At 43.6% G+C, this 20182-nt stretch carries 20 protein-coding genes and 1 pseudogene; 7 read left to right on the forward strand and 14 right to left on the reverse strand.

Annotated elements, in window-relative coordinates:
- The first annotated feature begins 181 nt into the window (after positions 1-181).
- Both AB5026_RS03480 and AB5026_RS03485 read left to right on the forward strand, forming a co-directional pair.
- Positions 182-1051 (forward strand): HNH endonuclease signature motif containing protein, encoded by an 870-nt coding sequence (locus tag AB5026_RS03480; protein ID WP_118607976.1) that lies wholly within the window; start codon positions 182-184, stop codon positions 1049-1051.
- 14 nt (positions 1052-1065) lie between these two features.
- The gene (locus tag AB5026_RS03485; protein WP_147603555.1) at positions 1066-1608 is read left to right on the forward strand and encodes an SMI1/KNR4 family protein; all 543 of its coding nucleotides are present in this window, start codon (positions 1066-1068) and stop codon (positions 1606-1608) included.
- A 239-nt stretch (positions 1609-1847) separates the two neighbouring features.
- Here AB5026_RS03485 and AB5026_RS03490 read toward each other — a convergent pair whose 3' ends face one another.
- The 14 genes and pseudogenes from AB5026_RS03490 to AB5026_RS03555 form a co-directional block, all read right to left on the reverse strand.
- Complete coding sequence (locus AB5026_RS03490) at positions 1848-3641, reverse strand: DUF4209 domain-containing protein (protein WP_195567515.1); 1794 nt, start codon at positions 3639-3641, stop codon at positions 1848-1850.
- Between the two features lie 123 nt (positions 3642-3764).
- Positions 3765-5147 carry a DUF6034 family protein gene (locus tag AB5026_RS03495; protein ID WP_110103124.1) on the reverse strand — a complete coding sequence of 461 codons (1383 nt, stop codon included), beginning with the start codon at positions 5145-5147 and terminating at the stop codon, positions 3765-3767.
- 110 nt (positions 5148-5257) lie between these two features.
- The gene (locus AB5026_RS03500; RefSeq protein WP_059085799.1) at positions 5258-6517 is read right to left on the reverse strand and encodes a cell wall metabolism sensor histidine kinase WalK; all 1260 of its coding nucleotides are present in this window, start codon (positions 6515-6517) and stop codon (positions 5258-5260) included.
- Between the two features lie 2 nt (positions 6518-6519).
- Positions 6520-7179 carry a response regulator transcription factor gene (locus tag AB5026_RS03505; RefSeq protein WP_015525013.1) on the reverse strand — a complete coding sequence of 220 codons (660 nt, stop codon included), beginning with the start codon at positions 7177-7179 and terminating at the stop codon, positions 6520-6522.
- A 359-nt stretch (positions 7180-7538) separates the two neighbouring features.
- Positions 7539-8645 (reverse strand): RNA-guided endonuclease TnpB family protein, encoded by a 1107-nt coding sequence (locus tag AB5026_RS03510; protein ID WP_059085798.1) that lies wholly within the window; start codon positions 8643-8645, stop codon positions 7539-7541.
- A gap of 292 nt (positions 8646-8937) precedes the next feature.
- Positions 8938-9102, reverse strand: coding sequence for a CPBP family glutamic-type intramembrane protease (locus AB5026_RS03515; protein ID WP_368212769.1), 165 nt, complete (start codon positions 9100-9102; stop codon positions 8938-8940).
- A 241-nt stretch (positions 9103-9343) separates the two neighbouring features.
- Positions 9344-9535 carry a DUF6019 family protein gene (locus AB5026_RS03520; protein WP_059085796.1) on the reverse strand — a complete coding sequence of 64 codons (192 nt, stop codon included), beginning with the start codon at positions 9533-9535 and terminating at the stop codon, positions 9344-9346.
- A gap of 63 nt (positions 9536-9598) precedes the next feature.
- A complete protein-coding gene (locus AB5026_RS03525; RefSeq protein ID WP_059085795.1) occupies positions 9599-9949 on the reverse strand; it encodes a DUF2116 family Zn-ribbon domain-containing protein in 351 nt (116 codons plus the stop codon).
- A gap of 59 nt (positions 9950-10008) precedes the next feature.
- Positions 10009-10260 (reverse strand): hypothetical protein, encoded by a 252-nt coding sequence (locus AB5026_RS03530; protein WP_235812351.1) that lies wholly within the window; start codon positions 10258-10260, stop codon positions 10009-10011.
- A gap of 44 nt (positions 10261-10304) precedes the next feature.
- Positions 10305-11753, reverse strand: coding sequence for a L,D-transpeptidase family protein (locus AB5026_RS03535; RefSeq protein WP_118037293.1), 1449 nt, complete (start codon positions 11751-11753; stop codon positions 10305-10307).
- 60 nt (positions 11754-11813) lie between these two features.
- Positions 11814-12392, reverse strand: coding sequence for an energy-coupling factor ABC transporter ATP-binding protein (locus AB5026_RS03540; protein ID WP_235812414.1), 579 nt, complete (start codon positions 12390-12392; stop codon positions 11814-11816).
- A gap of 339 nt (positions 12393-12731) precedes the next feature.
- A complete protein-coding gene (galT, locus tag AB5026_RS03545; RefSeq protein ID WP_021652240.1) occupies positions 12732-14222 on the reverse strand; it encodes a UDP-glucose--hexose-1-phosphate uridylyltransferase in 1491 nt (496 codons plus the stop codon).
- Positions 14216-14566, reverse strand: coding sequence for a DUF2500 domain-containing protein (locus tag AB5026_RS03550; protein WP_044961943.1), 351 nt, complete (start codon positions 14564-14566; stop codon positions 14216-14218). Before AB5026_RS03550 ends, galT begins: the two co-directional genes overlap by 7 nt.
- 1 nt (position 14567) lies before the next feature.
- Positions 14568-14747, reverse strand: a pseudogene (locus AB5026_RS03555) (AraC family transcriptional regulator); the annotation flags it as partial.
- Between the two features lie 513 nt (positions 14748-15260).
- Between AB5026_RS03555 and AB5026_RS03560 the strand changes: the two are divergent.
- From AB5026_RS03560 to AB5026_RS03580, 5 genes are all read left to right on the forward strand, one after another.
- Positions 15261-16640 carry a ParB/RepB/Spo0J family partition protein gene (locus AB5026_RS03560; protein ID WP_368212748.1) on the forward strand — a complete coding sequence of 460 codons (1380 nt, stop codon included), beginning with the start codon at positions 15261-15263 and terminating at the stop codon, positions 16638-16640.
- A 309-nt stretch (positions 16641-16949) separates the two neighbouring features.
- Positions 16950-17306: a hypothetical protein gene (locus AB5026_RS03565; protein WP_003500157.1), complete on the forward strand. Its 357-nt coding sequence runs from the start codon at positions 16950-16952 to the stop codon at positions 17304-17306.
- Positions 17293-18378, forward strand: coding sequence for a DNA cytosine methyltransferase (locus tag AB5026_RS03570; protein ID WP_110436876.1), 1086 nt, complete (start codon positions 17293-17295; stop codon positions 18376-18378). The genes AB5026_RS03565 and AB5026_RS03570 overlap by 14 nt, the downstream gene beginning before the upstream one ends.
- A 4-nt stretch (positions 18379-18382) precedes the next feature.
- Entirely contained in the window at positions 18383-19096 is a 714-nt protein-coding gene (locus tag AB5026_RS03575; protein ID WP_110436877.1) for an antirestriction protein ArdA, read from the forward strand.
- A 14-nt stretch (positions 19097-19110) separates the two neighbouring features.
- Positions 19111-20160: a hypothetical protein gene (locus AB5026_RS03580; protein WP_368212750.1), complete on the forward strand. Its 1050-nt coding sequence runs from the start codon at positions 19111-19113 to the stop codon at positions 20158-20160.
- Positions 20161-20182: the final 22 nt, after the last annotated feature.

The following is a 20182-nucleotide window of genomic DNA, read 5'->3' on the forward strand; positions in this document are numbered from 1 at the left end:
ATTACTCAATTCTTACTGTAACTACTTTTCTAGTGATATTATGTTTTTTCATAATAATCTCTATACAAATCTTATAAATGCGCAAAAAACTATTGAAAAAAACATAAAACGTGCTATAATTGCTCTCCGTTGTTGAACAAAGCGCTAATTTGACAGCTAAATATTTTTCGGGAGGACAACTATGCGTAAAAAAAACAAATTAAGAATAATACTCATGTGGATGTTATCGCTTACATTGATATTAAGCGTCAATTTTAGTGTTTTTGCCTCAAATCAAAATATTACTCAATCTGATATAAAAATATCCTCATTACATGATGAAGAGGGATTATCTTTAAATGCTACATCTTTAAGCACTGACTCTGTAAATCTTCATAATAGAAAAAATGCCTCTTCTTTAGCTTCCAGAGAACAGGAAGTTGTCGGTGAGTTTACATATCATACTAATTATCTTTATGTTGACGGAAAATTACGTTATGGTTTTGTTATAGACTCTATGATTGGAGAAAAACCTAAAGTTCTCACTGTTCATTTCACACTACGTCATGGATCCAATATAAAACAAGTAACAGCTAATACAAATTTAGGAACTGTAACTTTTAAAAGTAGTGAAATAAGAAAGGGACAGGTTAAATATGTTACTACCGCTGCTAATACAATGTTTTGGAAATTAAATACTTCCTTTAACGCGGTTATGGCTGATGGCACTTCTAATCCTGGTGCAAACGGACAAATAACTCCTATTTTAACAAATAAAAAAGGACAAATCTTCCCTCAATATGTTGATCCCGTATCTAAAAAAGATGCTGAATCTACAATTAGCACCACTTGGAAAAAGCTTGCGAAATCTCCTACATGGAATGGAAGATCAAAGTATATAAAACAATATGAAGAAAAATATGGAAAACAGCCTTCTTCCTTCTGGTCAAGTGTTCAAATTCATCATATACGCCCAAGACAATATGGAGGTGCATTAAATGATTTTAATAATTTAATGCCCGTCAAAACCGAAAGCCATAGAGCAATAACTTCTTGGTTTAGAAATTATTAAGGAGAGAGTACATAATGGAAGATGTAAATGCAATACACAGAATTTTCAAAAATTTAAAATATGAGATGGATAATAATGGTTGGGTCTATCAATGGCATTTAGGTGATGAGCCTATAAAAGTAACTCATAAATTTTACCCACCTGTATCCTCCGAAGAAATTCAGTTATTTGAAAAATATTTTCCCAACATGAAACTTCCCGCTTCGTATAAAGCCTTTTTATCTTGTTCAAATGGAATGGAGCTTTTTTGTGGAGAAGAGGGTAGTTCTCTAGTCAGCTGTACCATCTACTCTTTAAAAGAAGCTCTTAATCAAAAAGAGGTTTGGAATAATACACCCATTTTATCTGATCCAGAATTCACCTATCATCTTCCCATTCTTTTTCTGCAAGATATAGGTGATATAACCATGGATTTACAAGCTGTATTAGAAGGTAGAGACGATTATTTATGTTATCCAGCTCCTGACACCGATCGTTTTAACCTTCCTTTTAATGAGTGGTTGGAGCGCTATATTGTATGCCAGGGACATGAATTTTGGTTTTTCTTAAATCCGTAACTACCAAAATACTTTCTCTCTATTTTTATAAAAAAAATATATGCTTATGAAAAACACTCTGACTACTAAGTTGGAGTGTTTTTATAATTCATATTATATTTATAGATTTACTCTCAGTGCTACACATTCCGGGGGTTGAGGCCGTCCCCAAAGTGCGTTTTGATGTCCAAACGCTATGCTTGCCAGATACTTCCGAACACTTTTTAAGGAAACCATACCATCCGTCCAACCATTTTATATTAATTCTCATCCATATTATCTTTCTTCTCCATCAGCTGTTTCAGCTTTTTATTTATTTTACTTCTATTCTCTTCCTGTAATTTTCCGCAGAATAGATAGCAAAATTTCAGTGCAAACCACCAGATATACAAAGCCTTAAAGCTCTGGAATGCCTGATCATCCAGCATTCCATGTGCCACATTGTTGCGCATGTTAAATCCAAATTTTGAACAAAAAATCGTATTTAAAGCAAATATAAGGTCTTCATCCAGACTTTCTTTTACTCCTTCCAATTCTAAGACAGCGTGCATTGATTTTATTTCTTCAATCCCTTCTTCATTCATGTTATAAACAGGTTCTCCACATTCCACTGCCAGATATCTTACTGCATTTTCTATCTGTGGAATCAGGATACTGAGCGCCGTCAAGAAATCTCCAGAAAAGCCAAACATGAGACCCTTGGTATACGATTCTTTTCTCCCCTCCGGAATCGCACAACTTACATCTACAATCTTTTTTATATCACTCTCTTCGATCAAAAATCTGGAACGAATATATTCAAACGTATTGCTCACCAGGATCTGTGCAAAATAATCCATCTCCATGGTTGCTGTCCGCTCCATATTATCCTTAAGCGCACCTTCATCGATTGTTCCATCGGGCTTTTTCACAGGCCCGCTTTTAGCAATTAATTTTCCTCCTTTTCCAAGGATTGCCGCTGGAAATATCGTGTGCAGGATCCCAGTCCTATTTAATACCTGATTCTTTACCCTTTCTCTTTCCGGAATCGGAATAAATGAAGCAAAATAACATAATGCCTCTTCTTTATCAAGATCTTCCAGTTGGCGGAACAGTTCTTTTACAATGCCGCTGGCATCCTGTTTATCACTCCATACCATCATCTCCGAAAGGGAAGCTTCTTCTATCTGTGCTATTTCCTGCAACAGTGCCTTTCTTTCTTCTTCCGTACCTTGTATGGTCTTTAACAACTGAATAACCTCTTTCAAATTGTGAATCTTTCTCATTAAATTTCCTTTGGAAGAGGCCCCGGCATATTCAGCCTCCATCCGGACAGCCTGAATCTTACGTCTTCGTATCGCAATCAGTTTAGGTTCAGTAATACACTTTTTCTTCAGCCAGTTATTTTTTCTGCAATAGAGTTCTTCCAACAGATCACAAAACTTACCAATGAGCAGTGCATCGCAGCTATTATCATCGTAAGTTTTCAAGATATTTTCCACATAAGGGATCAGATATCCTGTATCCACTTTTTCCTCCATGGCAGTTTTTATCAAATATCCAATTTTTGCGTGGCTGCTGTTATCATACTCTTCTAATACTTTTATCAGCAGATTCTTTCGCACCTCTTCATTGATTTCCTTGCTTCGGATTTTTTTAGAGATAAACAAGATCCGGTTTATAGCCATGATATGATCTGCAAATGCACCGGTGTTCTTCAAGTGTTCGCAATAAGCCGTTTCTGCTATTTTAGCATTTGAAAAATCATTTTCCACAACCCATAAAAAATCCGATATCTTTGCCTTGTTGATCGGTGCGATGGGATAGCTTCGGATTTCCTCCAGCAATGCCTGATACTCTTCTCTATTTATATCTTTCCGATTCCAAATGCTGCGGGCATAGGAAAACGGTACGTCTTTAGGCGTATCAATCCATCGTTCCACAATAATATCCACCAGAAGATTCCTGAATTCCCCATCCATCGTTCCGCAGAAATCTGTCAGTGCTTTCTCTGCCGTTTGAAAATTAGGTCCTTTTAAAATCTCTGCGATCCGCTCTGCCATTTTTTCTGCCATACATATTCCTCCAACCTTTTTCTATAGGAAAAGTATAACGTATTTTTCTTTTTCCTGTAAAGCAGAAAGACCTGAAATTCCAGGTCTTTCTGTCATCATTGATTAGAAATTGAAATTGACACTCTATTTTATATCCTTGGAACCCATAGAAGCCGCCCATCCAGCCTGAATCCTTTGTATTACGCTTCCATCCCGTGCATCAATCGTAAGGAGTGGAACACCTGCATCATCCATCGTCACGTCTCCCATGACCGGTCCATCCTCCCCATTTCCGTACTCATACTCTGGCTCTTTGGATGTCCAGGTTCCATAAAAATCCCACACCGGGATCAGGACTGCTTCGGTATCGCTGCCTTCACTGTCTGGCATGCACATATAACCCAGCTGTACCTTTGTTATGGCTATCTCCGCACTCTGTGCATCAATGGACGGATAACGGTAGTGGCTTCCTCCATCGACAGAGATCAGCCGATTCTTGTCTTCTGTCATGACCTGCAAAGTGATCGTTTTTTCAAAGATATCCTTGACCTCATCAAAAGGAAGTAAGAACAGCCTCTCATCGGAAGCATTCGATGCTTCTATGGGATTTCGGTGCAGAAAACTTTGAAGTGTCCCACTGCAAAAGTCCATCGTCAGTACTTCATTTTCCCATCCTTCAGACTGTCCTTCATGAAGGGTTCCATCTTCGTTTTCCCATTCAAGAGCCTGTTCATTAACAGGCAGAGAGGTTTCCCTCACATAATTAACCGGAACCCCGTCTATCATCCGTTCAAAAATGAAATCATCTTTTTCCAGGGTAGTGCTTCCTTCAGTAAGTGCTTTTGAGGAACTTTCAAATATCTCCCAGTCTCCGGACACAAGACCTGAAACCTTCTCCTTTGCTTCCTTTTCAGACACTTTCCCGCTTCCTGCCTTTATATAATTTTGAAAGCGTTCTTCCCTTTCTTTTTTCTCGCTCGATTCCAGGGTCATGTCTCCACAATCGTCAAAGATAAACTTCGCTATCCCACATCCGAGTTCCTCCACATCCGATACCTGTTCACTCTGTGTATAAGAATACCGATAGGTCAGTCCATCTACTGTATATGTCCCCGCCTGTTCGTTCTCATTCTTCTCTTCCTGCATGGGCTGTCCTTTTCCGAATGTGTCTTTTATTTTATTCTGTTCTTCTTCAGGAATCGCCAATCTTTTTACTTTTTTTAAACAGATTGCATCTACATCCGGCACTTTTACCGGTGCATCCGCTGTCAGGGTAAAATTCATTGGGGTTTCTTTATCCTCCCGGTCCGCTGATCTTAGATCTGCCTGGATCGTTGTCTGGTATATTTCCGGTGCCTGTACCTGTTCGGCAACGGTTTTCTGAACTGTCTCCTTTTTCTCTTCTTTTTTCTGTTCTGTCTGATCCTTTTCTTCCACAACAGCAGACTGGACAATACGGTCACATCCGGATAATGTCAAAAGATTCATACACAGAACGGCTCCCATAAACATTTTTATTTTCTTCATCCTTTTTCCATCCTTTCCTTTCGGTATTAAAAAAGGTACCCTTTTCTTATGAGAAAAGAGTACCATATTGCTTTGCCGATGTATTCATTAAGATGTAAACAAATTGTAAATCAGAAGATGGCTCTTACCGTGGTCCCCTCTCTCTGTCTGCTTTCGATTTTCAAGCATCCGCCATGGATTTCAGCCACCTTCACACAGAGTGCCAGCCCAAGTCCGGATCCGCCTTCTTTTCGACTTCGTGATTTGTCCACCATATAGAATGCATCTGTGATCTTTCCCAGTTCTTCCTCCGGGATCCCCATTCCGGTATCCGACACCTCAAAGATCTTTTTTCCAGCTTTCTCATAAGCCTTTACCCAAATGCTTCCACCGGCATCCGTAGCCTTTAGGGCATTGTCGATCAGGTTTATCAGAAGGCTTTCCATCAAGGCCGGATCCATTTTCATGGAAAAGGCTTCACATTCCATCTTGAGGTGTACCGCTTTCTTTTCTGCCTGTTCTTTTTCCATGTCTATGACATGGTTTAAAAGGTCACCTGCCATGGTCATTTCCATCTGTATGGCATGGTTCTGATAAAGCCCCAGCATCTGCAGCATCTTCCCAGAAAGAGCCTCCAGGCGTTTTCCCTCCCGGTTGATATGTTCCAGTGCCCGGTCTTTCTGTTCGTCTTTCAGCTTTACATGGCGCAGGGTATCCGAATACCCGATAATGGACGTTAACGGGGTACGCATTTCATGGGAAAGTGCCCCCATGAGCAGCTCCTGTTTCTCTGCCACTTCCTGTAGCTTCTCCATCTGTTCCACAGTTCTTCGCATCATCATATAAATAAAAAGGCCGGCGATCAGGAACACAGCCAGATAAATTCCAAAAAACCAGACAGCGGTCTGTCTCAGCTCTGCAAAAAGCCCTGTGACTTCCCGGACAGAGAGGACTTCGTATCCTTCCGGTCTGGATAATGGTTCCAGCTGGAGAAGGAGGTATTTCTGTCCCAGTTTCTGTATCTTGTAGGCATACGGATCTCCTTCATCCTTTAAGCCTAAGTTTTCGAGCCCCACCACTTTATAATCTGTCAGGTTTTCAATGACGGCATTGCTTTTTCGGTCGATCAGGGCCATGCCTTCCCCACAGCATCGCTGGAACTGAAAGCCCATATAAGCCTGCTTTCCAGTCTCGGACATCTGCTCATATTTGCTGTTATCCCAAAATTGTTCCAGGAGTATCTTACCATTTTCCAGCTGTCTTCCGTAGGTCTCTGCAGCATTATTGAGGCTTCGTTTTCCTGTGATATAAAGACTTAGCGTTCCCACTGGAATCAGGGCACATAATAGCGTTACCAGCATAAGAAGTACCGTTCGTTTCCACAGCTTCATCCTTATTCCTCCAGACGGTATCCAAGTTTCGGGATCGTCCTGATCTCATCATAAAGTTCCAGCTTTTTTCTGAGCTGTCCGATATGGACATCCACCGTCCTGCTTTCTCCCAGGTAGTTTTCTCCCCAGACCCGTTTTAACAGTTCTTCCCTTCCAAGCGCAATGTTCTTATTTTGCAGGAGCAGCACAAAGAGGTCATATTCCATTGGCTTTAGGCTTACCGGAAGCCCGTCTTTGTAGACCTGATGGCTTTGCATGTCCACCAGGATGTTCCGGACCGTTAAGACTTTCTTGGCCCGTCCCGTCCTCTCCAGCACCTTCTCAATGCGTACCAGAAGTTCCAGCATCTCAAAAGGTTTTACCATATAATCTTCTGCACCCAGTTTCAGCCCCTTTACCTTGGAAGCCACATCATCCTTTGCAGTCAGGTAGAGCACCGGAAGCTCCTTCTTTTTGAAATCCTCCATCAGTGCAAATCCGTCTTTTCCCGGCAGCATGATATCCACCACTGCCAGGTCCGCGTCCTCCTGCCATAAGAGCAGCCTCTGGGCTTCTTCCCCATCATACGCTGCCACAGTCTCATACCCTGCTGCCTCCAGGTTCATGCACAGCAATTCTGAAATTGCACGGTCATCTTCTATCACCAAAATTTTATTTTTCATTCCCGTTGCCACCTCTAACGCTTTTCTATAGTATAGTTTTTTATATCCCAAGTCTACATTGCATTTGTTCTTGCTTTCTCATCATTTATACGTATCAGGGCACGATAATGTGACCAGCTCAATTCAGGGCACAGTGTGTCTCGAATTAGAAAAGTACAATAAAACTGAAATTATAGATTTTTGTCCCTTTTCTTTTTGGCCATTACGAATCCAAACAGTGACATGCTCCCACCACTTAAATCTCTGATTTTGAAGTGGGGGCTTCTTGCTCAATGGCTCTACTGAGCCAAGTATCTACAAGCTATCCTCGCGTGCCCCGCGATTTTTATTAGTCCGGTTACGGACTTTTTATTGTGCTGTCATGCACATTCTGCAAAGATTCTTTTTCCCTCATTCATGATGTTAACTGCTGCATTTACATCACGGTCCATTCTGTGTCCGCATTCACAGTAATAGATCCTTTCAGATAAAGACAATTTTTCTTTTTTCTTTCCACATGCACTGCAAATCCTACTTGATGCAAAATAACGATCTACTTTTATCAGATACTTCCCGCGTTCCTCCAGTTTATATTCCAGCATAGACAGAAACAGGCCATATCCATTATCATGTACGCCTTTTCCAAGATGAAGTCCTCCTGCCATCCCTTTCAGATTCAGATCTTCCACGCATACTGCATCGTAGCTCTCGGCAAGACTGGCACTGAGTTTATGTTGAAAGTCTTTTCTCTGATTTCGGATCTTTTCATGGCACAGTGCAACTCTTTTCTTCTGTTTCTTATAATTCTGACTGCCTTTCTGACATCTGGACAGCTTTCTCTGTTCCCGCGCAAGCTTTTTCTCTGTATTTCGATAGAACATCGGATATTCAGCTCTTTTACCGGTAGAAAACACACACATTCCCTGCATCGCAAAATCGATCCCAATAAATTTTTCTGCCGGTCTTTTTTCTGCTGTTTGGTTTTCACAGCAAAACAAAAGACTGGCAAAATATTTTCCGGATGGCTCCCTGCTGACTGTCACAGATTTCAGTTTCCATTTTTCTGATACCGGACGGTGAAGCTTTATTCTGACAGCCGTCATCTTAGGCAGTTTCAGATATTTCCCTTCCAGAAAGATATTTCCATTCACCACGTTTGTTGTATAGGATTTCCTTGATGACTTCTTTGATTTGAAACGCGGAAATCCTGCAGATGGTTCACGAAAAAACTTATGGAATGCACTTTCCAGATGCATCTGTACATTTGCTAACGCCAATGAATCCACCTCTTTCAGCCAGGGATATTCTTTCTTGTAACTGGCTGGTGTGTTCCTTAACATCTTTTTTTCTTTTTTATAATGTTCCATTTTGTCAGCAAGCATACAATTATAGATGAAGCGACTGCAACCGATTGTTTTATCTATTTGCACACGTTGTTCTGCATTTGGATAGATTCTTATTTTTACTGCCCGATTTATTTTTCTCACCTTATTCCTACATATGAATGATTTCAATCATCGTTTTTTGAACAATATGTTCTCTTTTTATTATTATAATACAATTCCAACACGCGAACAAGTGTTTTCTTTTTTTGTTTATAAAATTCTTTTGAGCATTTATGCTCAGATCTACAATTCATCTCCCACCTATAGAGGAAGGAGAATTCTTGTTATATTTTGTTAAATAACTATCGTTATCAATTCTATTCCAATCGAATAATACTCCTTGTAAGAATTGATCATTCATCTAATCACCTGCCTGTAAAAAACACTTTCTAATCTACCTTTTCTTTCTCTTTGGACAAGAAGCAAAAAGAACAGAATTGATTATTCCAACTATCCACTGACTGTTTATGAGTCCAAATAATCTTGTTTGTATGTACCCTCTGAATAATACTTCTAATGTTCTCTTTGCTACAGTAAAAAAATAAAAAGAAGCCAGCAGTCAAAATCAAAGGGATCCATATCTGTGATAAATTCAGCACAATAACATTTATATTTGTTGTATAAAGCCAGCCCTGACAGAAAGCACTGCACATGATTAAGCAGTAAACTGCAAGAGCTTTCATCCCATCCCTTTTATCATTTTTTCTCAAATTACTTTCGTACTATATATTTAACCAACTCATTCGATCACTCCCACATGCCAGCTAATTCTATTATGCTTTCATCATCTCTATAAACTTTTATTTATCTTCTAACTCAAATCCGAGTTCTTTCAATTCTTTTTCGTTTCTGACATCTTCTTCCGTTTTCTTTCCAGTAATGGCACTGTAGGCTTCTTTGATTCCATTTTTCACTGCCCATTTGATGACGAAATACAGCGCAATCAAAATAATAATTGCGGTTCCCCCGCTTAAACCTAATTCATTCCACATAATCATTAACTCCTCCGATTTCGTAACTTTCAATTTATTTTCAATTTTGCAGGCTGGGATTTATCATTGAATAAAACACATCCATACTCCAACTGCTATAATCAATATGCCTGATATTCTTCCTGCGAATTTTGACTTTTGATATCCTAGAAAATTAATTGTTTCAGGAGTTGTAAATGGCAATAAAACAACATCTATACCCATTACTACAATCCCAATTCCTATTATAAAGACATTATTGTTAGAAATAATGCCATAAAACATAACTAAGAATCCCAAAATAATGCCTAATGTAAAATACTTGATTTTATGGCTGTCTTTATCCATCATCTTTTCATAATAATTTTCACATTTACTGTTACAAAATTCAAAATTATCATTGAGTTTTTTGCCACAATATTTGCATTTTTTCACACTCTATTCCTCCATAATTTCCGTTTTGTTACTAACATGATATCATATTTTTTTCTCAATTACATCCACCTAATTTTATACACTACCATTCGTTTTGCTTCTGTAACCAGCATCCTCTTGATCTTCTCCTGCAAGGTTTCCTTTGCATCTTCATCAATCGAATAAATCTCATTTATCTCGATTTTTTTCGGTTCCCGGTCAAAATGGTCAAAGACTTCTTTCCATATCTGGACGGAACATACACACTTTTCTTCCATGAAATTATTGCTGATAATTATAAAAAAAACAGAAGACCATTTAAGATCTTCCATTTTATAAACAAACCTCTATATAAAACTATATATCCTGCCCATTTTTAATAAAAACAGACAATCGGCACACTTTCGTCTATCCTATTATAAAGTTCTGCCGCTTTGTCCGCCGGAAGATTAATGCATCCATGGGATCCACCACCTTCTCGGAAACGATTTCCTCCAAAGTATGGCTGCCATGAAGCATCATGAAATCCAATCCCCCCATTAAAAGGCATCCAGTAAGTTACTGGTCTTTCATATTCATATTTCCCATTTTCCAGCATCTTTCCTTTCAGCACAGATGGACTTTTCTTGTAATACAGTTGAAAAATTCCCGGTGGTGTCTGCCGTTTTGCATACTGCATATCTCCTGACACAATATCCGATTCCAAAATGATAGAACCATCCTGATAGTAATATAAATGCTGTGCAGACAGGTCCACTTCAATATACGTGCTGCCTATATCATTCATTCCCCGTGCATTTGCCCGCATAGCGTATACCGGTTCCCGGCTTATCTGTACTCCTGCAATCATTTCCTGCATAATGGTTTCTATTTCTTTTTCCTGATCGATCTTCCATCCATAAACGGAACTATACACCTGAACAGTACGTCCGCTTGTTGTACAAAATTCCCTCTCTGTATTTACGGTATCATGTGTGGCAGCCAGCTGTGCCACATATTCTGCCACACACTGTCTCAGTTCATCCTCATTTTTTTGCAGCCGTCCTCTCTCATCAAAAATAAGCCATTTTCTGATCTCGTCTCCCTCCAATGTTACCGTTTCTTCTCCAAATATATATACGATTTTGGTCCGAATCAGATTTTGGCATTCTTCCAATGAATTTTTAAGATCTGGATCATCTTTCAGTACTGCCGCTTTTACATAAACAGCCGGACAGCTATTCAGGTCAATCGTTCTTTTTTTGCTAGCAACCGCTTCTGACAGTGCCTGATAAGCTCCATTGAAATCCAGGGTATTCCCTTCTGTTTCCGGTACGATTTCAAACTTCGAATCTTTATAAGCTACATATGCATCTTCTGGTGCTGTCTGATTCTCTTTTTTTACACATTCCAGTTTTTCCAGCTGTTCTTTTAACTTCACTTTATCATAGGTCATGTTTTCCTTGGCTGTATAATTTTGTTTTTTCCAAAATCCCCGAACCCATTTATATGGTTTTTGTTCATCCAGATATTGGGAAATACTGCCATCCGAAACATAACGATATCCGATCAATTTTCCATTGATACTCTGTGATTTCAGATTTCTTGCCTTTACTTCCAGCAGATAATCCTCTGCTTTTTTAGCAACCGCCTGTTCTGCCTCTTCCGATGTTTTTCCAGAACAGTTAATTCCGTTGATCGTTGTTCCCCGAAAAAATCTGTCTGAATAGTAATAAGACATTCCTGCATAGCCAGCCATAGCAAAGAACACTATGATGACAGTGATTATTGTCCACATTTTTTGCTTTCCATTATCCTTACCGGTTATCTCTTTTCTTTTTCCCATCCATGCCCCCTGTTTTTAACGATAAACAGCATTCAGACATATTTTTTAAATCGTCTGATTTTAATATCTCCGATTTAATAAAAAATAACCAGGGCTGCTGGAAAAAACATTTTCTTTTACAAACAGTAAGCTGATTTCTACAAAACATTTTACGCTGCTCTTTTCTGCGAGGATCCGTATCAGCCGTCTCCGGTTCTTTGGGTCTAATGCTGTTGATGGTTCGTCCATCAGCATTACCTTTGGGTTCATTGCAAGGATGGTGGCTATGGCAGCTATTCTCTTTTCGCCACCTGACATCTTATAATTCTGGCGGTCTTTCAAATGTATAAGGTCCAGTTCTTCCAAGGCCTCCCTGGCAAGCTGATCTGCTTCTTTTCTGCTCTTACCATAATTTAATGGTCCAAATATCATATCTTCATAAACCGTCGGCATAAACATCTGATTATCAGAATCCTGAAACACATACCTCAGGCATTGCCGGATTCTACTTGAATTTTCCTGATTTACTTCTGTTTCATCAACAGTGATCTTTCCCTTTGCAGGGATCAGTCCCAGCATTGCCTTCATTAGCGTAGACTTCCCTGCACCATTGGCTCCGATCAGCCCCACCTGTTCTCCTTTACTGATATGGAAAGACACATAATTCAAGGCATTTTTCTCTTCTCCATATCCAAATACTACATTTTCAAATTTTATTATTTTCGTCTACACTTTCTATACAAACATTCTTCCCAGCAGCACTGTGACTGAGCATGTTCTCATCAAAATAAATACTGATACCCAGAAAATCACATATCCCCAGGATGCAAGTTTGTTATATGCTTTCTCTGCATAATAAAATTCCCCATGGAATCCCCGCAATTCCATACTTTCGTATAATGCAACTGCCCGATCCATGCTTCTTAAGAGTAGCTGCCCTAAAAAAATGGGAGGTTTCACTTACCTCCCATTTCCCAAAGAATCCTTTTATTTCAGTTTTTATAATGTTTCAAGAAAACGCATGAATGCTTCTCTTCCCTCGGTCGTACATTTGTATACTCCTGCATCTTCCAGAACATGGGTAAATACGATTCCAATCTCTTTCTGAAGAATGCCATGGATGTTTTCTTTTGTGATTTCCGGATATTTCGGAAGGAACTTCTTAACCCACTTTGCATGTTTCTCAATCTGCTCATTTGAAGAAATATCTTTGCCTTCAAGAATATACTCTTCCAAAAGTTCCATCTCACCTTTTAATCTGGCCGGAAGAACTGCAAGGCCCATAACTTCGATCAGGCCGATATTCTCTTTCTTAATATGATGATATTCTGCATGCGGATGATACACACCCAGCGGATGTTCTTCTGTTGTAATGTTGTTTCTTAATGTCAGATCCAATTCGTAGATATCCCCTACTTTACGTGCAATTGGTGTAATTGTATTATGAGGCTCTCCATTGGTTTCAGCATAAATAAATGCTGCTTCATCCGTATAACCTCTCCATACTTCCAGCACATGTGTTGCCAGATCTACCAAACGGTTAGAGTCTTTATGACGAATACGAAGTACAGATAACGGCCATTTTACAATTCCAGCCTCTACATCTTCAAATCCCGGAAGTACCACGTGCTGCTCAATTGGTGCTTTTGCCATTGCAAATGTATAATGTCCACCCTGGAAATGATCATGGCTTAAGATCGAGCCGCCTACGATCGGCAGATCTGCATTAGATCCAAGGAAATAATGCGGAAACAGTTTTACAAAATCAAACAGTTTAATGAATGCATTTCTCTCGATTTTCATTGGAGTATGCTGGCCGTTAAACACAATGCAATGCTCATTGTAATACACATACGGAGAATACTGGAATCCCCAAGGAGTATCATTGATTGTGATCGGAATAATCCTGTGGTTCTGCCTTGCCGGATGATTAACACGTCCTGCATATCCTTCATTTTCCGGGCAAAGAAGACATTTCGGATAGCTTCCGGATTTTACATTCCTTGCCGCGGCAATTGCTTTTGGATCTTTTTCCGGTTTGGACAAATTGATGGTAATGTCAATCTCACCGTATGGACTGTCTACCTTCCACTTTTGATCCTTCTCTACGCGATATCTGCGGATATAATTGCTGTCCTGACTCAGTTTATAAAAATAATCGGTTGCTTCCTTTGGGCTTTCTTTATATTTATCCCAGAATTCTTTTTGCACCTGGCCCGGACGCGGCATCAGACAGTTCATTAATCTGGTATCAAATAGATCCCGGTATACAATACTGTCTTCGATCAGTCCTCTTTTTACAGCTTCGTCCAGCAATTCGCCCAATGTTGTTTCAAGATTAACAGGTTCCTCAATGCTGTCCGGTTTCTCATAGTCATCCTCATGAAAAACGTCCAGCAGAAGATTTGTTGTGTAATTTCTTTCACATTCTGGTGTCAGACCTGTTGTAATCCCATACTGTACCAGTTTTGCAATGCTTTCACTTAACATTTTTCTTCCTCCTGTGCTTCACTTTTAAATTTATATTTTTGGTAACATATATACCGATTTCCCTGATAAGTCAGCATACCTCGATCGCCTTTTTCCAATTCACGAAAATCTCCCTGTTGCATTTGAAATTCCATCAAACTTCCATCTGTCATCTCAAATACAACGCGAAACCAAGGTACATGTGATTCAGACTGCATATGGGTATAGATTCCTTGCTTCTTTTCAACTACAGTCGCATCAACAGATTCAACTGCCGCACTGCTGTTATTGCCAAAACTTAACAACATTTTGGTAAATACAAACATCATGATTATGAGTGCTGCTACACAGATTATAAATGCCATCCTATTTCTCCATTCCAGATATTTCATCCTGGGTCTGACTTATATGTTGTTCACGATAAAAATTCCGGTATTCCCTTGACGTTACTTTATATCTTTCACGAGATACCCGGTTAAATGTCCTTTGGCTCTCAACTCCTGCATCCAGGCAAATGTCTGTGATGCTCTTACCAGTACATTCCAATTAATCTCCTGCAAGTTTTGTCTACTTTTTCTTCCCATTTGGCAAGTAATAGACGTCTTCTGATATTATAATGTGCTTGTAAGATAAAGAAAGGAGGAAAACGAAATGAAAAGATTTAAAGCATACGTCAACTACCTCATGAACTTCTATGCCAACTACTTCAGAATTTACCGCTATATGTAAAGGACATTCCTGCCATCACAGGAATGTCCTTTACGGAAACCCAGTTTCAATGGTTTCCCTTATTATACTCTAATTTAGTTGCATTTGTACATGAACAGGATTCTCGAAAACATAGACAAAATTGAACAGAATTATGAAAATACTCTTGCAACGGTGTACAAAGGGAACATAATAAAAAACTTAATAATGGACTGCCAATCTTACACAAAGTACCGCCCAAACGAGACTACGGGCGGTATTTTTGTATCATGGCGGAGAAAGGAGGAACTTCCCACGGGGGCTTGACTGAAAAGTTGAGCCCCTTTTTTCATGCCAAAAAACAGGAGGTAAATGCTTATGGCAGATGATAAAACCACAAAAACGCCGGAACAGCCGGTAACGGATAGCGGGCCGGGCAAGGAAACGCCTCCCGCTCCCCCAAAAGAGCCGGAGAAGGTTTCCGTTTCCTCGGAGCCGGGAAAAAAGACGGAACCAGAGGTAAAGAACCCACAGGTTTCCGTCTATAACTTCGCTGAAATTATGAAGGAAAAGAAAGCCGAGGAACGGGCGGCAACTCCCGGCGTGGAAAAGCCTGACCCGGCAAAAGTGGAGAAACCGGAAAAGCAGCCGGAGACTCCGAAAAAAGCAGAGGAAAAACCCAAAGAGCCGGAACAGCCGAAGCGCCGGGGCCGTCCCCCGAAAGCAGATAAGGACAAGGCCGCAGCCCCAAAGTCCAAAGCCCCCGCACAGAAACCGGAAAAGACGGTCAAAAAGGAGCCGGAGAAAAAAACGGCTCCAACGGTGCAGACCGCTCCCACTCCGAAGGAACCTGAAAAGCCGCAGGATGCACCACGCCGGGGCAAGGAGCAGATCGTCTATATCAAGCTGAATGAACTCCACGCCTTCAAGAACCATCCCTTTGAGGTTCGGGATGATGAAGAAATGCGGGCTATGGTGTCCAGCGTCAAGGACAAGGGCGTTACCCAGCCCGCTATCGTCCGTCCCCGTGAGGATGGCGGCTATGAGATCGTGTCCGGCCACCGCCGCCAGAAAGCCAGTGAGCTTGCCGGATATGCGGATATGCCCTGTATCGTCCGAAACCTGACAGACGATGAAGCCATCACCCAGATGGTCGAGGACAATCTGAACCAGCGTGAAGAAATCCTCCCCAGTGAGCGGGCCAAAGCCTTGAAAATGCAGCTTGAAGCTATCAAGCACCAGGGCTCCCGCACTTCGGGCCAGATTGACCCGAAGGACGCTGGCAAACGCTCCAACGAGATCGTGGCCGAGCGCAATAAGATGGCGGTCAAGCAGGTGCAGCGGTATATCCGTCTCAATGAGCTGGTCCCCGACCTGATGAAGTTGATGGATGAAAAAAAGCTGGGCTTTACTACGGCGGTGGAGCTTTCCTATGTCAGCAAAAAGAACCAGAACTATATCGCCGTTGCCATTGACAGCCAGCAGTCCTCTCCTTCGCAGGCGCAGGCAAAGCGTATGCGTGAGCTGGACGAAAAGAAGTTGCTCAACGGGGATGTGATCGACGGCATTATGATGGAGGACAAAAAGGAGGTAGACAAAGTGATTTTGACAGGTGCGGAACTGAGCAAGTATTTCGGCAAGGAAACTACGCCGCGGGAAATGAAGGACCAGATCATCAAGCTGCTGGACGACTGGAAGGGTCAGCAGAAGGAACATGAAAAGCCGGAGAAGAAAACCGAACAGGAAAAGTAAGCCCAAACTTCGGGTCAGCATGGCCCGAGGATTGCGGGGCTCTGCCCCGCGCCCCGAAGCTCTGGAGATATAAATTATTCCCCGTCGCCAGTTATTCCGTAGCATAGCCGGGAAAATCAGTCAAGGGCAGCGCCGCCGCAGGCGGTGCCGGAGGCACCCTTGACGGATTTCTCCCGGTTATGCTTTTTCCCGGTCAAGCGACGGGGATATAAATTCTCCAGAGCCGTTCCCCTTCCCGGGGGAAGGGGCGGAGGGGTTGGGCGATATCTTGCTTTTTTCTAAACCAAAACAGAAATGGAGGCTCAACCAATGAAACGACCTTTAGCGTACCTGACCGCCGCATGGAGCGGCGAGCCGGATGTTGATATGGAGCTGGCGGCCCACTACTGCCGCCTTGCTTATGAGGCGGGCTTTTCCCCTATCTGCCCGCTCTTGTACCTGCCGCTGTTTTTGAATGACAGCGTTCCCGAGGAACATAAGGCCGGGATTGATATGCGCCGGGATATGCTGCGGCGTTCCCACACCCTGATCGTCTGCGGCAGCGCTGTGGACGAGGATGTAAAAAATGATATTGCGGTTGCCGGGCGGCTGGGCATTGCGGCGACCACACTGGAAGGGGTGCTTGCCGTGAAGGGACACGGCACCCCGGGCCATGCCGGACATTAAGCTGGGGAGCCTTTTCGACGGAATCGGCGTGTTCCCTCTGGCTGCTTTCCGGTGCGGTATCCGTCCGGTATGGGCCAGCGAGATTGAAAAAGCGCCCATCTCCATAACCAAAAGGCACTTTCCCGACATGGTGCATTTGGGGGATATTACGAAGGTGGACGGCGGGAAAATCCCGCCGGTCCATGTGATAACCTTCGGCTCTCCCTGTCAGAACCTTTCTCTGATCGGCAACCGCTCCGGCCTTGCCGGGGCAAAATCAAGCCTGTTCTATCAGGCGTTTCGTATCATACAGGAAATGAGGGATGCTACTGATAACCTATATCCAGCTATCGCTGTTTGGGAAAACGTCATGGGAGCGTTTTCTACAAATGACCGGATGGACTTTAGAGCCGTCCTATCCGCCTTCTCGGACACCGAAGTTCCAATGCCTCCTTCGGGAAGATGGGGAAACGCCGGAATGGTGCGAGGGGGAACGCCTGATGTGTGCTGGCGGCTCATGGACGCCCAGTATTGGGCAGGCTCCCGAAGGCTGGCACGAAGGCAGCGGATTTTCGTCGTGGCGGACTTTGGAGGCAGACGTGCCGCAGACATACTATTTAAGCCCCGTCCAATGCTCCCACTTCCTCCGCCTTGCGGAGAGGGCGGGCGGGCCGCCGCCGAAGGAGATCGAACAGCTTCTTTTGAAACAGGGCGGCAGATACCAGTCATCCACCCCTTTCAGTGCTTCCGTATGCGGGGAGCGGCAAAAAGGCAGGAAGAAACGGCCTTCCGAAACAGCTTCGGATTACCAACTGACCCTTTTCCCACTCTTTTAGCCAGTGATGTAACGCCCTTTGCCTTCTGGTATGAGGGCGACCCGGAGGGCGGCTGTATCCGTTTTCTGACGGAAACAGAAAGTGAACGGCTGATGGGGCTGCCGGAGGGCTGGACAAAGTACGGGGCGGACGGCATGGAGATCCGGCCTCTGCAACGCTACAAGGCGCTGGGAAATGCGATTGCCCTCCCTTGTGCCGATTACATTATGGCCGGGATCTATGAGGTGCTGGCTGACCGGGCCGGAAAGGAGGAATAAGCCCATGTTTGAAGCCTATATAACCAATACAGCCCTGTACCCCTTAATGGGGATCGAGGTAGGGACAACGGTACATTTCCCCACGACGACACAGGAGTTGCAGGCCGCCCTTGCCAAAATCGGGATAGACGGGAAACGGTACAGCGAAGTGTTCTTTACCAGCTTTGACAGCGATGTACTGGGGCTCTACGATCATCTCTACGAATGTGAGAACATCGACGAGCTGAACGAGCTGGGCCACGCTCTGCTGGAAGTACGGGATAAGGGCGGACTGGAAACCTTTGAAGCCGCTCTTGTCTTGGGAAACCACACACGGAGCGTGAAGGATTTGATAAACCTGACGCAGAACCTTGACCTTTACCGCTTTTACCCGGATATTTCTGATGATGAAGGGCTGGGCCGTCTGTACGCCGACGAGCTTGGAACCATCGACATACCGGAGCACATTCAGAACTACTTCGATTATGAAGCATACGGACGGGATGTGCGTATCAACGAGGGCGGCGTATTCGCTCCCGGTGGGTATGTGTCGGTAGTCCCGGAGGGCTTCAAGGAGTATTATCACGGGCCGCAGGACATCCCGCCGGAACACCGGATATTTGCCTATCCTGAAAAGGCCGAGCCTGTCCACTCCATTCTCGCCGCACTCAAACGGTTTCAAGAAGCCCCGCCCGCTCCGAAGAAGGACAAGGCGGGGCCTTCCCATGAAGAACGGTAGGACTTCGGGCCAGCATGGCCCGAAGCATGAAGGAGGTGCATACCATCAACTATTACTCTATCAATGAAGGGGCCGCCCGCCGGGCAAAGGAAATGAATAGCTTTTCCGACTACAAGGAAGGGAGCGCAACGGCGGAATACCGGGCAATGGTAGACAAGGCCGCAGCCATAGCCGAACAGCAAAAATCCCGGGTAGACCCCATGTACCATGAGAAGATCGACCATCTGTTAGACACCTACGCCCGCAAGCTGGCCGAAAACATGAACCAGGGCTTTGCCATTGACGCAAGGGTTCCCTCTGTGATGATCGCCGGACCTGCCAATTTCCCGGTGGGAAAGAAGGAAAAACAGAACCGGGCCCGGGACAACAACATGGAGGAATGGCGGTATATTCAAGGGCTTCTGGATAAGATACGCAGTACCGGCATGGGCGGGATCAGCGCCGATGACCCGGCGGCCATTGAAAAGCTCCAGAAGAAGCTGGACGGGCTGGAACGCTCCCAGCTCATTATGAAGGAGGTCAACGCCTATTACCGCAAGCATGGCAAACTGGATGGCTGTGCGCTGCTGTCGCCGGACCAGATCGAAAAGCTGAAAGCAAGCATGGCGTCAAGCTGGCGGGGCGACCCGAGGCCCTTTGAAAGCTACCAGCTTACCAACAACAATGCGGAGATCCGCCGGGTAAAGGCCCGTATCGAACAGCTTTCCAAACAGGCACAGCGGGAGTTTTCCGGCTGGGAGTTCAACGGGGGCCGTGTGGAGATGAACCGGGAGGACAACCGCTTGCAGGTATTCTTTGATGGAAAGCCTGACGCGGACACCCGGGCCAAGCTGAAAAGCAGCGGCTTTCGCTGGGCTCCCAGCGTAGGCGCATGGCAGAGGCAGCTCACGGACAACGCCATCCGGGCGGCTGACCGTCTGGAATGTATCAAGCCGCTGTCCGGCGAAAAGCCCTCCCAGCTTCAAAAGAAGCCCTCTATCTTGCAGACCATGCGGGAACAGGGCGAAAAAGTCCAGACGGAGCCGGAAAAGAAAGCTCCGTCCGGCAGAGATGCCGAGCGGTAAGCCTCGGGCCACATTGGCCCGA

This window comes from Blautia sp. RTP21359st1_E11_RTP21359_211015 (assembly GCF_040910705.1).
GTDB lineage: Bacteria > Bacillota > Clostridia > Lachnospirales > Lachnospiraceae > Blautia_A > Blautia_A fusiformis.